Source organism: Pseudoalteromonas sp. D15MCD-2 (assembly GCF_038562745.1).
Lineage (GTDB): Bacteria > Pseudomonadota > Gammaproteobacteria > Enterobacterales > Alteromonadaceae > Pseudoalteromonas.
Genome location: NZ_JBCFQE010000001.1, coordinates 2,402,238 through 2,417,146, shown reverse-complemented (window position 1 = coordinate 2,417,146; position 14,909 = coordinate 2,402,238). Strand labels below are relative to the sequence as shown.

Here is a 14,909-nt window from a genome sequence, read left to right as displayed (position 1 = left end):
GCAACACTGAGGTTATCAAAAAGAAATTAATAACAATAAGGAACAACACGATGGGAAAAATTATAGGTATTGCTTTAATCGTTATTGGTGTGGCGCTAGCCGTATGGGGATATAACGTGTATGACTCTGCAAGTGCGCAAATTAGCCGCACGTTTAGTGGTGATACACCAATTGAAGCTTGGCTCGGTATGGTCGGGGGTGCAATTTGCGCAATTGTGGGTATTTTAAAAGTTAAATAACCGCAAACATTGAAATCAATTAGCTAATACCTGATACTGTTTTTATATACAGTGTCGGGTTTGGCTATGAAAACACAATTACCAGCAAAATATTATTTAAGTCACTTCTTTGAGCTTGCTGAATTTATACAATCTCAGTGCAAGCATCTGCTTTTAGAAGAGCAGCAGTTATTTCTTGAAAAACTCCTTCAACTTGATGAGCAAAGCTTATGTACTTTGCTGCGTATTTATTCTCGAAAGCCAAAAGTCGTTGCGTTGTCATCATTAAATTATGAAGAGATCCCTAATCTGCACGGTGCTATTTTTAAGCTAAAGCAGCAAGGGTTGGTGGCACATCCTAGCAGCGACGAATTAGATCTATTGCTTGAGCATTTAACCAAGCCAACTCTGTTAACCCTATTAGCAAATGAAGAGCTAATGGCGACTTATCCTGATTACAAAAAGTCAGCCAGTAAACAGAGTTTAACCCAGCTGTGTAAAGAGCATATTGACCGCAACCACAGTGAATTAGAGTCGTTGTTTAGTCAGTTCGTGGTCAATAGCCGAAGTCAGTATTATGAATACTTTGAATTTTTACATAGCGGCCGACTAAGTGGCGGTGATATCAATCATCAAAATCGTTTTGTGATGCGTGATTTGGGAATTGCAAAAGTGCGTGGTGATGTCAGTGAAAGCATCTCTCGTTTTCAAACACTCGCCGAAGCACAAACGCATTACCAATTAAATAAGCTGCGAATGCAGTTCAAAGAAAGCGAGTCAGAATTACAGTATCAAAACTTAGCCCAAGCGCTTTTAGCCATTAACTCTGAAGATGAATTAGCCCAGAGTATCAAAAACAAGTTATTGATCCGCTTATACAAGCAGCTTAAAGATCATGACTTAGCATTTGCATTTGAATTACTTGAGCACTGTGAAGGTAGCAGTGAAGCGCAAGAGCTAGCAATTCGCCAGCGTTACAAACAAGGTGATAAAAGCTGGGTAGAACAAAAGCTTGAACAAGTTATTCTAGACCCACTAGATGATGGCATTTTGTATTTTGCAGAGGACTTTTTACAGCGTAAATATAACAAGCAACAACGCTCACGCCTAACACAAATGCTCATCGATACAGAGCATCAATTAGAGATTGATGACATTTACCGTGGCGATGTAGAGCAAGGAGTGTGCGAGCATTATCAGCAGCTTGGTAATACAGTATTTTTTACCGAGAATAATCTTTGGTTGAGTTTTTTTACCTTAACGTTCTGGCAAGAACTCTTTATAGAGACCCCGCACCCGCCATGTAATGAATTTGATCTTTATCCAAAGGTGTTGCTGGCTGATTGTTTTTACACAGTTCAACAAACACAAATTGAGCAAAAGCTTGCAAAATTCACTAGTAATGAAGCCTTATATAAATATGTTTGCAAAAACGTGGGGCAGTTTTATGAAGCCCCTAACGCTGTGTTTGTGTGGCACAGCGATATGTTAGAGCCGCTAGAGGTATTAATAAAACACAGCCCGCTTGAAAATTTAAAAGCGCATTTACTACAAATGACAAAAACCTTTAAGCAGCTCAAAGACGGCTACCCAGACTTGATGGTGCTTAAAGGGGATAAGCTCACCTTTGAAGAAGTGAAAGCCCCTGGCGACAAACTAAGACGCAACCAACTTGTCAGTATTGAGGTATTAAAGCAACATGGCTTTGCAGTGAATATCGTTGCGGTAAATTGGTTTAATGATCCGAATCGAATTTATAGTGTGGTGGATATAGAAACCACCGGTGGCGTACAAGGTAATAATAAAATTACTGAAATAGCCGTTGTGCAGTTACAAGCGGGCGAAGTAATTAAACAATGGGCGAGTTTAATCAATCCTGAGCGCAGTATTCCTGCTTTTATCACCAAGTTAACGGGGATAAACGCCGCTATGGTTCGTGATGCGCCATGCTTTGCAGAGGTTGCCGATACACTGCGCTCACTATTAAAAGGCAGCGTATTTGTTGCCCATAATGTAAATTTTGATTACGGCTTTATTCGCAAAGAGTACAGTGCAATCGGGCAGGGCTTTAAAATGCCAAAGCTATGTACCGTAGTTGAATCACGCAAGGCATTTCCAAAGCTTAAGTCATATTCGCTCGGTAACTTAGCGGCACATTTTGAATTGAATTTAACGAATCATCATAGAGCGTTAGCTGATGCAACTGCCACAGCAGAACTGTTAAATCTGATTCAACAAACACAATCAAAAAAGGCGAGTTAAACTCGCCTTGTAAACTTAATCTGCCCCATTTTAAATAAGGTTATTCGTATTCGATAGGGTCAGTAACGTTATTTAAAGCAAAGGCTTCTAAGCGCTCTTGGCAAGCACCACATTTACCACAGGCTTTGTCGCGGCCGTTGTAACAGGTCCATGTTTGGCTGTAATCAAGACCCATTTTTAAACCGTCTGTCAAAATGTCGATTTTGGTATTGTTTAAGTACGGGCTGAAAATTTCAACAGCGTCGTAATTGGCAATACGGCAAACATCATCCATTTTTTGTACGAACTCAGGGCGACAGTCTGGATAAATTGCATGATCGCCTGAATGGGCACCGTAATAAACTTTACTAGCTTTTAAAGACACTGCATAACCCACAGCCAGTGATAGTAAAATCATGTTGCGGTTAGGCACAATTGTGCTCTTCATGCTTTCTTCTTCGTAGTGACCTTCTGGTACTTCGATATCATCAGTTAGTGATGAGCCACCAATCAACTGGTTGATCGCTGAAATATCAACAATCTTGTGAGAAACACCTAACTTTTCACATACTTGAGCAGCTACTTTAAGCTCTTTAACATGACGCTGGCCGTAGTCGAACGACAGGGCATACACTTCGTGGCCTTGTTGCAGGGCTTTATTTAATACGGTAAATGAGTCCATACCGCCGGAATAAATCACAACTACTTTTTGCGTCATATCTGTTTTGCTCTTACTTTTGATAGAGGTTTACTTCAGGGCGCGATATACTACACGGCTCGGGCCTAAATAACAATTTTTGCGCGTGTTTTTGGTTTTTTTGATGGTATGTATTTTATACCGTTGCGTCGTAAGTGAGATGTCTTTTGTACAAAATTAACGAAGTGTTTGAAACAATTCAAGGTGAAGCGAGTTTTACGGGTACACCTTCAATCTTTTTACGTTTACAAGGCTGCCCTGTGGGCTGTGCTTGGTGTGATACAAAACAAACATGGGACGTTGATAACGTATATAAAGTGTCACTTGATGACACCGTTGAGAAAAAAGCAGACTCAGATCATTGGGCTGAAGCAACAGCTGAGCAAGTGTTAGCGCTATTTAAAGAACGTGGCTACAACGCAAAGCATGTGGTGATCACTGGTGGTGAGCCTTGCATGTACGACCTAAATCCAGTGTGTGAATTATTACACGCAAATGGCTATTCGACTCAAATTGAAACCAGCGGTACATTTGAGATTTTAGTCCCTGAGCAGACATGGGTGACTGTATCACCAAAAATTAATATGCGTGGTGGCTATAAAGTATTACGCAGTGCAATGCAGCGTGCTGATGAGATTAAACACCCAGTGGCAATGCAAAAGCATGTGGAAGAGCTCGAAGATTTATTCTTAAAAACAGGTGTGAATCCGCGTTTAGTGTATCTACAACCAATTAGCCAAAAAACCTCAGCAACTAAGCTTGCCATTGAAACCTGTATTGCAAAGAACTGGCGTTTATCGGTTCAAGTACATAAATATTTAGGAATTAGTTAGGGTTTAGCCGTCAGCCGTCAGCCGTCAGCCGTCAGATCTGTGATCTGACCCCGATAAAGTAGATACGGGGTTTAATCTTTCTAGTTAAAAACAAAAAAGCGTTGCACTATGGCAACGCTTTTTTGCTATGTTCTCGTAACTCGTAACTCGTAACTCGTAACTCGTAACTCGTAACTATCAATTCTGCGCTAAATAGTCCAACACCACCTGATGATGGTCTTTGGTTTTGAACTTATCAAACACGTGTTTGATTTTGCCGTCTTGGCCTACAAGGAAGCTAATACGATGAATTCCTTCGTATTCTTTACCCATAAACTTCTTGTAACCCCAAATACCAAAGGCATCAGCAATCGCGTGATCTTCGTCGGCTAGTAAATCAAAGTTAAGCTCTTTTTTGGTTTCAAAATTCTTTAAACGCTTGATTGGATCTGGGCTGATACCCACAACACGCGTGTTAAATTTAGCAAGCTCAGCTTTTTCATCACGTAAGTTCTCTGCTTGTACAGTACAACCTGGTGTTGACGCTTTAGGGTAGAAATAAACCAGTACTTGCTGCTCTTTTAAAAGATCAGCTAGCACGATAGTTTCATCATTCTGATTTTGTAAGCTAAAAGCAGGGGCTGTATCACCTGCTTGTAATGGATTAATTGTTTTCATGCTTTGCTCCTTAGCGAATGCGTCTGAAAATATAATCTACGTTCAAACTACGAGAAAGATCTTCAAAGCTCACTTTAAAGTTATCAATATCGACTTCAACAGGAATATTAAACTCGAGTTCGCAGCGCATTTTAAGCTCGTCATCTTCATCGTAAGTGTCTGACTTGAGAGAACAAATGCTGATGTTGTTATCAGCAAAAAAGCGCGTAACTTTACTTAATGTTCCTGGTGTATCAATACCTGTGTATTCGAGGGTGTAACCGGCACAAAATTCACATGCAACATGACTTGCTGTGCGTTTCATCATGGTTAAAAGGCCAAGCTCCATACCTTTAGTTGGCAATGTATGTTCAATACGGCTAATTGCCGACATATCACCTGCTAATAGCATGATAAAGGTAAATTCGTTGCCCAAAATAGCAATGCGACTGTCAATTATATTGCAATGGCAATCACTCACTAACTGAGTTAATTCGCTAACGATACCGGGTCTATCTTCGCCAATCGCAGTGAGCACTATCTGATGATTTGTAAAAGCAGTCATGGAATTTTAAATACCTAGTAAATAACAATACCAATGGATATAAGCTTAAATAAGCTTTGATTTCACGTGAGTTTAATACCGCACGGCGGCGAAGTTTAACATAATTTGCTCCGTTAACGATAGCGGCGATTAATTAAGCCGTGAATAAAGTGCGCTCTTTCTTGTTTTTAGGGGCATCAGAAAGTACCATAGTTAAAATTTTGCAAGGCGATAAGCAATCAAATACGTTACGCTAGCCCAATCTATTCGGGTTTTTTGCATAAAAACAATAAATGTAAAGTTAAAAGTGATTTTACAGTGAACCAAATCGGCATTACCCACTCATATATTTGTTAAAAAAATTAAGGGTTTGCTAAGGAGAAATATCTGTGCAGTATTGGATCTCAAAGGCGCTTGCTGTAAGCGTAATGGTAAGTTTAACAGGGTGCGGTGTTTTTACCGATGAAGCGCACCACAAACGCAATTATCGTGCTAACGAAGCGGTGAAAGCTCCAGCAGGATTAGCGCAACCAGCTCAAGATCCAACTTATAAAATGGATGTTGCGCAATACGACAACAATCCTGAAGCTAAAAACTATCGTCCGCCAGCGCAAGTAATTACCATTGCTCAAGGTACTTGGGTTGAAGAAGGTGACACAGAAGCACGTGTCTACTTTGATAAAAACGATGGTATCGAAGATTTAGATGTATTTATCTGGGACTCTATTAAAGCTGTTCTAGCAGAAAAAAATACCGCCGCTTTAAAAGAAGACAAAGCCTCAAATTCAATTGAAACAGGTTGGTATGCCATTATTAAACCTGAAGAAGGTTGGTTCTGGGAAACTGAAACTGAAGTATCACAGCAGCGCTTTATCTTCACAATTGAAGAAAAGTCGCATCAGCGTACAGCTTCGTTAACTTCTAAGCTTGCTGATTATAAAAGTGACTCAGTACCGTTAACACCATTACTACAACAACAGCTTGAAGTTCGTGCATTAAACCAAGTGATTGCTGAGTTTGATTATCGTTACCGTCAACTTGAAGTTGATATGCGTAAAAAACAAGGCATTATTTCATTAGAAATGGGCTTTGATAACAAAGGTAATGCGGCATTGGTTACAGAGCAAGATTACAACATGGTGTTTGATCGTTTCTCAGGTTTCTTAGAGCGCTTATCTTTCACTATCGTAGAGATTGACCAAGAGCGTGGTTTGATCACGGCTGATTACAAAAAGCCTGAGTCAAGCGTATGGGATTCAATTTGGGGTGAAGAATTATCTGAACTTCCGATTGAAGATGGCCAATACCAAATTCTTGTTAGCCGCACCAATGATGGCGGCACAAGTTTAACTTGGATGGACTCTGAAGGTTCGACATTAGAGCCTGGTACAATGAATGACCTCCAGCAAGCATTAGAAAATGCACTGCGTCAGCGCGGTATCAATATTTAATAATTAAAAAAGTCAAAACCACCACAAAAAGAGCTTAGCCGCTCTTTTTGTGGTTTTTACAGGTTGAAAATATGTCTAACTTAAACACAGCAAATCGCAGTGACTTGCGAACCTTGTTTACCTTTTTCGTTCCTTCACTTATAGGTGTCTTCTTGTTTATGACGCCGGTACCCATAGGTGAAGCAATGACCATTCCGATTGCTGTTATGGCAAAAGCAGTGCAAGAGTGGATTGGCCCATTTGCACTGGGTTTAATTACCAGCATTGTTTGTATCACCGGTATTTTATCTTTAGTGATAAAGTTGTTTAAACCGCAGCCATTACTTAAGTTCTTTATAATTAAACATTTATTTGATGTTAGTTGGCTTTGGCTGAGTGTTCGATTACTGGGTATGGTTTTTATCGTTTTGACCTACACAAAGCAAGGGCCAGAAATGATTATTTCCGGTAATACCGGAGCACTGGTGTTAAACGACTTGTTGCCAGTATTGTTTTCTGTGTTTGTTTTAGCGGGCTTACTATTACCATTATTATTAAACTTCGGCTTGTTAGAGCTAGTTGGTACCTTATTAACTAAAGTTATGCGCCCACTTTTTGGTGTGCCAGGCCGAAGTGCGGTTAACTGTGTAGCATCTTGGTTAGGTGACGGCAGTGTGGGTATTTTGATGACCGCTCGTCAGTATGAAGACAAACATTATACGCAGCGCGAAGCGGCTATTATTGGTACCACTTTCTCAGCTGTATCAATTACCTTTTGTTTAGTTGTGATTGGTCAAGTAAAGCTTGAGCACCTTTTTGCACCGTTTTACTTAACAGTGTGTTTAGCTGGTTTAGCCGCAGCGCTAATTGTGCCTCGTTTACCACCGCTACGCTTTAAAAAAGATCTCTATGTAGATGGAACAGAGCCTGATAAAGACGCAGAGTCAGTGCCTGAAGGTAAAACATTAGTTTCTCATTCACTTGATGTGGCGCTTGCTAAAGCACGCACTGCACCGGGCTTTGCAGGTACAGTAAAAGAAGGCTTACATAACGCATTTGATATGGTATTTGCAGTATTACCTGTGGTTATGGCTGTTGGCACATTTGCCTTGATTATTGCTGAATATACGCCAATTTTTGAGTATATGGGCAAGCCGTTTGTACCATTCTTAGAGCTATTACAAGTACCAGAAGCTGAAGCTGCCGCACAAACAATTATGGTTGGCTTTGCTGATATGTTTATTCCGTCGATTCTTGCCGCTGGTAGTATCGAAAGTGATGTAACACGCTTTATCGTTGCTGCAATGAGTGTGACGCAATTGATTTATATGTCGGAAGTAGGTGCACTGCTTTTAGGTAGCAAAATCCCGGTTAATATTATCGAGTTGTTCTTCATCTTTATTTTAAGAACCTTAGTAACATTACCGGTGATTGTCTTAATGGCACATTGGTTAGTGTAAACTAAGCTGAAGTCTATAAAAGAAAAGCCCTGATTATTCATCAGGGCTTTTTTTATCTTCATTATCATCGCTTTTAGGCACTTTGAAGTCCATTTTTGCTGCATGTTTTAGCAACATAAGGTTACCAATTACTACACCAAATACGGCAACAACAATGGCTATAATTTGCCAAGTTTCCATCTTGAAATCCTGCCGATATACACAGCGATATAGTAGCACTTAAAATCGTCTTGCATAAGACAGTGAAATAAAATCAAGGCCAGGGTTAGGGCTTTTGAACCCCGCATTTGAGTAATGTAAATACCTAAGAGCTAAGGTTGAGTCTTCACCTAGGTCTGCAACCAAACCCAACCTATCCTCAAACTGATAGTGAGTACTAACGTTTTTACCTGCAAAATGGGTGTCATCTAACAGTGAAACCCCGATCCCAAACTCCACATAAACAGGCATGTTTTTCACATTAAATACAGGGTATTGGATCACCGGAGACATAGCTAACACGATATTAGTTTGATGTTTGTTGTCTTTGCCATACTGCCAAATATTAAAACTAGACTCGAAGTACAAACGGGCGTGTTGAAAGGGCAGCTTTTCATTGGGTATATGGTACTGGTAGGCCAGTTTTAAGCCTTTTACATCCCCTTCACCTTGAATGTAATCAACGGCATAGCCATGGTTTGAAGCAGCATAAGTTGGTGTTGCTAGTAGGGCGGCTACACTTAACATAAGTGCTTTTAGTGGGTGTTTTAGTTTCATCTCGGTACTTCTGATTATGACTGTGAGCAAGTAGATAAGGGCGGAGGTAAGAACTTTTCAATGTGCGTAAAAACACAGAAGCTGTGCACATTCTCATATTTTTTAGCAATTAACTGAAAACTATGGGAAAAATCGATTGGTGCTTAATTGGCATTAAAACGGTGTCGGATTGTTTCTTTTTTTATGGATTTAATATCGGTATATTAGCGAAAATTTTCGTTGAGAGGTGAACACGATGACCAAACTAGTTAACTCATTTTTGCTTATAGCTGCGCTTTTTACTGCAACTGCTTTTGCCAGTGAAGACCGCTCGCCTAAGCAACTATTAGAATCAGTCACAGCAGATTTATTTGTTGATATCGCAAATGTAAATGCAAAAGGCGATGCAAGCTCAGAAGCAATGGCGAACATTGTAGAAAAACGCTTATTGCCGCACATGGATATTAAGTTTGTATCGTATAAGCTTTTAGGTAAGCACATTAAAGGCCTACGCCGTGACCAAGCCGTTGATTTTATTGCTGCGGTTGAGCATTACTTAACAGTAACTTATGCCGGCGCACTAATGAAATACACAGGCCAAAAAGTTATTTTTGATCAATCACAACTCATCGACGATGGTTATGCAACAGTTAAAACACAAATTGTTGATGACAATGCGCCAGCCATCGATTTGCACTTTAAATTACGCCAAGGCAAAGATAAGCAGTGGAAAGTATACGATATTGTTGCTGAAGGCATTTCACTGTTAAGCGCGAAGCAAAAAGAAGTTTTACAGCGCATCAGCCAAGTTGGCATTGATGAAGTGACACACGAATTAGCAAGTAAGTAAGTTAGTTTAAAGCTCGATTACCTTCACCTCATCGAGCATTTTAGCTACTTTCAGTCTCCAACTAAGCAGTGAGTACCGTCCATGTGCCGCTGCTTTTCTATTTTCTTTAAAAATCACCTACTTTGCGCTAGCACCTGTAACCCTCTGTGGTAGAATCATGCTACTTTTCTTGTTTACCAAAGTATCTGTTCAGATACTGTGTTATTGGTCGCAATATTAAGCAAACTGTCAGTTAAATTTTGCTATAACTAGTTGCTTAATAAGACATCGAATAATGTGCAGCGGAGTTGTGTTTTTTTAATGGAAAATGTACTGATTTGGCCAAAGGAATACCCGTTACTAATCAAAGGATTAGCTGAGCAAAACGGGGCCTATATTTTAGATGCTTTAGAAGCTTGGCCGGCATGTCGTTCTACTAATGAAGATGACGGTGTGTGTACGACGGTTCTTCCGCCTATTTACTACCTTACTTGGTTGACTCCTCTTGAACCGTTTGAAGAGTGTTATTTCCAACATATTTCTGAGTTTGATGAAGCTGCGTTGCATTATATTAATGCTATGAAAACGCATTTCTTAGAAAACGACTACACCCCTGAAAGTCTTGTTTTAATGTTATGCCAGCGCTTAGAGAAGTACGCTAGCGCATTTGCTCAATCGGCCGTTAAAACCCCTATAACTCTCATCCATCAGTTATTCAATCGTCGCTATTTTACTGTGATTGAGCATGTACTTAATCACGGTGCGAAAATGTCTGCGGACGATGTATTAGAGCTGTGGACCGAAGTTGACTTTAGAGAGCGTTTTAGTGGTTTTATTCCAGATTCTGTGGCTGATCTTGAGCCATTAACAGCGCTTGCGGCTGAAAAAGTTGCTCACGGTGAAGATTACTTCACCTTACTAAAACTTGTATCACCTGATGTTGATTCAGCATCGTTACTTGAACAAGCTTTACTTGCCCACTTAAGCCACGAAAATGCTAAACAAACCATGGCAAAGCGTTTCATTGAGCAAGGCGCAACAGGTGCTTTAGCTGACGAAAACGGTAAAACAGCGTTTATGTGGGCTACTGAAAAAGGCTATGTGAATGTTGTTGAGACAATACTTGAACATCAAGATAAGAAGGCCCAAGACAACAAAGGGAATACAGCATTACATTACGCTGTATTAGCCGAGAATGGACCTTTACTGGTGTTGCTTTTAAAAGCGGGCTATGACTTTAGAGTCCGTAACAACGACGGTCTAAGTTGCTACCGACTAGCAGTTAGCATAAAAGCGGATAACTTAGTAAAGTGCCTTGAGCATGACTTTGGCATTAAAGAGCTTTCGCCAGAAGGGCAGTTTGATCGCGTTAAAAAAGTGCACTTACTACATGCGATTGTAACTGTGTTACTACCTGTGCAGCTGTTCTTCTTTTTTGACGATAGCATTGCTATTAAAAGTGAGTTAACGCTGAGCTTTACGTTGGTTTCGATCTTATGCTTTTTCTTTGCCACAAGCTTGAAACGCTGTGCGCTTTACCCGCATATTCGCCATCCATGGGGGCTGTTTATTTTAAGGCTGTTCTCATTATTTAGCTTAATTGGCCAAGTGGGTCTGGCAAGTATTGTCGCACTAGCCACCTTAGCAGAGTTGGTGTGAACGCATAAAAACTATATAAAGTGACATAAAAAAACGGCAACCTAGGTTGCCGTTTTTTGTTTCATTTTTTGATAAACGAATCGGTATTATTTATCGTGTTCATGAGCGGCTTTTTCTTCTGCCAACTCTTCTTTTAATTTACGTATCTTAAGGCCAAGTTCTTGCCCGCGATGGCGTGCATAATAAGTGCAGCCAATAAACATCAGACTCGCAAAGGCTAACTCAAGTAATACCCAAATTAGCTGTTCTTGTGCGACCCACAGTAATGTAAAACCATGGATGAAATAGAACATCACGATAAAGTTCGCCCAAGCGTAGGTATAAGGCTTATCTTGAATAATGCCCTTAAGCGGTAACAGTAGAGGCAGTATATAAACAACAAAGATAAAGGCGTTACTATGGCCTTCTCTTGGGGCAATTAAAAACAGCCAAATTGGCATTAAAACTAATAAGCCGATATAACCAATCAGTGCAAAACGTTGGAATCGTTTTGTAATTGGTTTTTTGGCAACAGGCTGATTTAGCTCAGGTTCCAAGCTCATTTTAATTTACTCGCAATCAGTGCCAAGCGTTTTCCAACGCTTTGGCAAATTTTAATTTCGTCTTTACTTAACACATTGCTGTTATTGCTACCGGCCACATGACTCGCGCCGTACGGCGTACCGCCGGTTTTAGTTGCTAATAACTCAGGTACCTCATAAGGCACGCCAAGCAACATCATGCCGTGATGTAACAACGGCAGTGATAGATTCAACAAGGTAGCTTCGTTACCACCGTGCATACTGCTTGATGACGAAAAAACGCAAGCAGGTTTATCTATCAGCTGACCTTTAAGCCACAGATCACTGGTGGTCTCCCAAAAGCTCTTAGCTTGTGAGGCCATCATGCCAAATCGAGTAGGGGTGCCAAAGGCTAAGCCATCACAATTAATTAGATCATCTTTGCTGATCACAATATCGTGTGGCTGACGTTTAACAAACGTGCGCAATAAGGCGGTTGCACCGTGTTGCTCAATCGACTCGGCTATCTCATGTGCCATTGCTTCTACAGAGCCATGGCTTGAGTGGTATAGCACAACAATGTTTATAGCCATTAAAGTACGCTTAATACGTTTTCTGGTGGACGACCTAGAGCAGCTTTGCCGTTATTTTCAACAATTGGACGCTCGATTAGTTTTGGATTGGCAGCCATTGCAGCAATTAACTTGTCTTCGTTTTGTTCGTTTTTAAGCTCAAGCTCTTTGTAGATGTCTTCTTTAGTACGCATTAATTCACGCGCTGAAGTAAAGCCCAGTTGGCTAATTAAAGTCGAGATTTGTTGTTCATTAAGCGGTGTTTTTAGGTATTCAACAACACTTGGTTGTACGTTATTGCTTTCTAATAGGGCAAGTGTTTCACGCGATTTTGAACAACGTGGATTATGATAAATAGTCACAGACATAGTGTGTTCTCACATTTAATAATTTGGCTTATTTTAGGGCAAGCGCCGCGAGACTTAAAGTCTCGCAAGCTCTTTTTGTAATTGGCGGTATTGTGTAAGTAGGGCTTTTAAACGTTGTTGTTTAACTAGCTCTTCAGGCTCAACAAAGTTTAGTGCTTTTTGAATTTCATCAGCTGCTTTTAAATAAGCGCCATATTGGGCAAGCACATCGGCATGCGCTTCATGGTAGGAAGCCATATTTTCTTGCTTTTTATAGACATCAGCAATGAGCTCTTTGGCAAGATTGTTCTCAGGTTTTGCTAATAAATAAGATTTTAAGATACGTTCAGCAAGGTCAAATTGTTTAGCTTCAATAGCGGCATTTGCATAGTTTAAGGCAATCACCTGATTGTTAGGTCTATCGATATCTAGCTTAGCTAAAAACTCTACTGCTTCATTCGCTTTACCTTGCGCAATGAGTAAGTCTGTGTGGGTATCAATATAAAATAAGTTCTTTGGATCTTGCTCAAGCAATGGATTCAAAATGCTGGCTGCTTCATCAAGCTTTTTTTGGTCCAACAAGCTAATACCCAAGCCATATTTAAGTGCAGTGTCGTTATGAACGGTATTTTCACGCATTAATTTACGAAATAAATCTTCTGCAGCTTTTGACTTTTGCTGATATCGAGCAATTACACGGCTCTTAGCTAGGTTAAACTCTAGGCTGTCGGAGTAGTGTCGTTTTGGATACTGCTCGGCACGTAAGCGTACATCAGAAACACGGCTTTCAGGCAATGGGTGAGTTAGCAAAAAGGCTGGCGGCTTATACTTGTAGCGAATTTGTGCAGCAAGTTTAGTTAAAAACTCACTCGATTGGCGAGGATCAAACCCTGCATTATTTAAGGTCTGCATACCAATACGGTCTGCCTCTTGTTCTGCAGCACGACTATGAGTTAATTGACTAAACGCCGCTTGTGTCTGGTTTGCTGAGATAATTGCAATACCAGCGTCAGGTGCAACAACGGTAGCTAAAATACCCGCAATCATACCTGCTATAGTTAACGCGCTGTTATCTTGCTGCTGTTGAATACGGCGGGCTAAATGGCGCTGTGTTACGTGAGCTATCTCGTGCCCAAGTACTGAGGCAAATTGGCTTTCGTTATCGGCTTGTGCGATAAGACCCGTATGCACACCCACATGGCCACCATAAAAGGCAAAAGCATTAATTTCAGCGTTGTTTAACCAGAAAAATGAAAATGGGAAACGCACATCGTTGGCGTTTGCGACTAAACGACGGCCCAAAGTGGTCAGGTACTCATCAAGAACAGGATCACTTACAACGGGTGATGAGCCACGAATTTGCATCATCATCACTTCACCGATCGCTTGCTCTTTTTCAATCGGCAAAGCCTGTAAAGCTGAGGTCCCTAAATCGGGCAGCTTAAAGTTTGTTTGTGCCTTCAACGGCTCACTATGCAGTATTGAAAACGTCAGTAATGCACTGCACAGTGTAATAAAGGCTGATTTTAGTCGCATCTTATTCCTTGTTGATTTGCTCACCTAACATGACTTTTGCTAAGTCTATTTCGTCGCTGCATGCTCGGCTGTCTTTTTCGCACAATTGATAGAAATCTTTTATTGTGACTCCATCTAGCTTAACAACGTTCAACTCTCGTTGTAAAAAAGTTATGATTTTATGCGCTACTTTATGGGCATGAAGAATTAAAGCTTTGTCAGCTTTATCGCCTCTTTCAAAGTAAAAAGCGATGAATTTATGAAGCTGGTTAAAGCGAATAAGGTTTTTCATGGTGTGCGGGTCCCACACCTTAAACTCCATAAAGCGATTGTCTTTGATGTATTGGTCTACCATAACATCTTTAGCATAAGGGTAGGCCCATAATTCGAAACCTCGGTCCGTAAAGCTTTGATGCAAAGCAATGCGCGGTTTTTGCTTACAAACAATTTCGCCCATGTCGGTTTCATGACCACCTAATAAATCAAGGTTCCAGTTGCGTGGATCAATTAATTGTTTAACGGCATTATCAAAACCGTGGTCTAAAATCCCTTCAGATTCGCTAACCGATGATGCCACCATATGATAAAAAGGCGGCAGCTCGCCCCAGTTTATTTGTTTTTTATACCAGTTTATCTCTTTAAGAGTTGGATTCGCAGGTAATTGCGCTTTATTATGCGAGCCAGGCATGGAGT

The 14,909-nt window shown here is 40.5% G+C and carries 17 protein-coding genes; 7 read left to right on the top strand and 10 right to left on the bottom strand.

Features of this window, described 5'->3' with window-relative positions:
- Window positions 1–50 precede the first annotated feature (50 nt).
- Both AADY36_RS11075 and AADY36_RS11070 read left to right on the top strand, forming a co-directional pair.
- Window positions 51–239, top strand: a complete 189-nt coding sequence (locus AADY36_RS11075) for a DUF3185 family protein (RefSeq protein ID WP_054553751.1) — start codon at window positions 51–53, stop codon at window positions 237–239.
- A 66-nt stretch (window positions 240–305) separates the two neighbouring features.
- Window positions 306–2,480 carry an exonuclease domain-containing protein gene (locus AADY36_RS11070; protein ID WP_342408978.1) on the top strand — a complete coding sequence of 725 codons (2,175 nt, stop codon included), beginning with the start codon at window positions 306–308 and terminating at the stop codon, window positions 2,478–2,480.
- A 40-nt stretch (window positions 2,481–2,520) separates the two neighbouring features.
- Here AADY36_RS11070 and queC read toward each other — a convergent pair whose 3' ends face one another.
- The gene (gene queC, locus AADY36_RS11065) at window positions 2,521–3,201 is read right to left on the bottom strand and encodes a 7-cyano-7-deazaguanine synthase QueC (protein ID WP_268795049.1); all 681 of its coding nucleotides are present in this window, start codon (window positions 3,199–3,201) and stop codon (window positions 2,521–2,523) included.
- 122 nt (window positions 3,202–3,323) lie between these two features.
- Here queC and queE point away from each other — a divergent pair, with 122 nt between their 5' ends.
- Window positions 3,324–3,989 (top strand): 7-carboxy-7-deazaguanine synthase QueE, encoded by a 666-nt coding sequence (gene queE, locus AADY36_RS11060; protein ID WP_130051902.1) that lies wholly within the window; start codon window positions 3,324–3,326, stop codon window positions 3,987–3,989.
- Window positions 3,990–4,166: 177 nt separating this feature from the next.
- Here the strand turns inward: queE and bcp are convergent, their stop codons facing one another.
- Together bcp and AADY36_RS11050 are read right to left on the bottom strand one after the other, a co-directional pair.
- Window positions 4,167–4,646 carry a thioredoxin-dependent thiol peroxidase gene (gene bcp / locus AADY36_RS11055; RefSeq protein WP_054563594.1) on the bottom strand — a complete coding sequence of 160 codons (480 nt, stop codon included), beginning with the start codon at window positions 4,644–4,646 and terminating at the stop codon, window positions 4,167–4,169.
- Window positions 4,647–4,656: 10 nt separating this feature from the next.
- Window positions 4,657–5,190, bottom strand: a complete 534-nt coding sequence (locus tag AADY36_RS11050) for a glycine cleavage system protein R (RefSeq protein ID WP_054553746.1) — start codon at window positions 5,188–5,190, stop codon at window positions 4,657–4,659.
- Window positions 5,191–5,558: 368 nt separating this feature from the next.
- Between AADY36_RS11050 and bamC the strand changes: the two genes are divergently transcribed.
- Window positions 5,559–6,620 (top strand): outer membrane protein assembly factor BamC, encoded by a 1,062-nt coding sequence (bamC, locus tag AADY36_RS11045; RefSeq protein ID WP_054563595.1) that lies wholly within the window; start codon window positions 5,559–5,561, stop codon window positions 6,618–6,620.
- A 71-nt stretch (window positions 6,621–6,691) separates the two neighbouring features.
- Window positions 6,692–8,059, top strand: a complete 1,368-nt coding sequence (locus AADY36_RS11040; RefSeq protein WP_054563596.1) for a YjiH family protein — start codon at window positions 6,692–6,694, stop codon at window positions 8,057–8,059.
- A gap of 33 nt (window positions 8,060–8,092) precedes the next feature.
- Here AADY36_RS11040 and AADY36_RS11035 read toward each other — a convergent pair whose 3' ends face one another.
- Both AADY36_RS11035 and AADY36_RS11030 read right to left on the bottom strand, forming a co-directional pair.
- A complete protein-coding gene (locus tag AADY36_RS11035) occupies window positions 8,093–8,239 on the bottom strand; it encodes a DUF2897 family protein (RefSeq protein ID WP_082389286.1) in 147 nt (48 codons plus the stop codon).
- A gap of 39 nt (window positions 8,240–8,278) precedes the next feature.
- The gene (locus AADY36_RS11030; protein ID WP_054563597.1) at window positions 8,279–8,815 is read right to left on the bottom strand and encodes an acyloxyacyl hydrolase; all 537 of its coding nucleotides are present in this window, start codon (window positions 8,813–8,815) and stop codon (window positions 8,279–8,281) included.
- A 235-nt stretch (window positions 8,816–9,050) separates the two neighbouring features.
- Between AADY36_RS11030 and AADY36_RS11025 the strand changes: the two genes are divergently transcribed.
- Entirely contained in the window at window positions 9,051–9,644 is a 594-nt protein-coding gene (locus AADY36_RS11025; RefSeq protein ID WP_054563598.1) for an MlaC/ttg2D family ABC transporter substrate-binding protein, read from the top strand.
- A 300-nt stretch (window positions 9,645–9,944) separates the two neighbouring features.
- Window positions 9,945–11,282 carry an ankyrin repeat domain-containing protein gene (locus AADY36_RS11020; RefSeq protein ID WP_054563599.1) on the top strand — a complete coding sequence of 446 codons (1,338 nt, stop codon included), beginning with the start codon at window positions 9,945–9,947 and terminating at the stop codon, window positions 11,280–11,282.
- Window positions 11,283–11,368: 86 nt separating this feature from the next.
- Here the strand turns inward: AADY36_RS11020 and AADY36_RS11015 are convergent, their stop codons facing one another.
- Genes AADY36_RS11015 through AADY36_RS10995 form a run of 5 tightly spaced genes read right to left on the bottom strand, consistent with a single transcriptional unit; the run spans window position 11,369 to window position 14,904 of the window.
- Window positions 11,369–11,824, bottom strand: a complete 456-nt coding sequence (locus AADY36_RS11015) for a DUF2069 domain-containing protein (RefSeq protein WP_055021925.1) — start codon at window positions 11,822–11,824, stop codon at window positions 11,369–11,371.
- The gene (gene wrbA / locus AADY36_RS11010; protein WP_287199166.1) at window positions 11,821–12,375 is read right to left on the bottom strand and encodes an NAD(P)H:quinone oxidoreductase; all 555 of its coding nucleotides are present in this window, start codon (window positions 12,373–12,375) and stop codon (window positions 11,821–11,823) included. The genes AADY36_RS11015 and wrbA overlap by 4 nt, the downstream gene beginning before the upstream one ends.
- Window positions 12,375–12,722, bottom strand: a complete 348-nt coding sequence (gene arsC / locus AADY36_RS11005; protein WP_054563602.1) for an arsenate reductase (glutaredoxin) — start codon at window positions 12,720–12,722, stop codon at window positions 12,375–12,377. The genes wrbA and arsC overlap by 1 nt, the downstream gene beginning before the upstream one ends.
- A gap of 54 nt (window positions 12,723–12,776) precedes the next feature.
- Window positions 12,777–14,237 (bottom strand): beta-barrel assembly-enhancing protease, encoded by a 1,461-nt coding sequence (gene bepA / locus AADY36_RS11000; protein WP_054563603.1) that lies wholly within the window; start codon window positions 14,235–14,237, stop codon window positions 12,777–12,779.
- A gap of 1 nt (window position 14,238) precedes the next feature.
- Complete coding sequence (locus AADY36_RS10995) at window positions 14,239–14,904, bottom strand: hypothetical protein (RefSeq protein WP_250660105.1); 666 nt, start codon at window positions 14,902–14,904, stop codon at window positions 14,239–14,241.
- Between the last annotated feature and the right edge of the window lie 5 nt (window positions 14,905–14,909).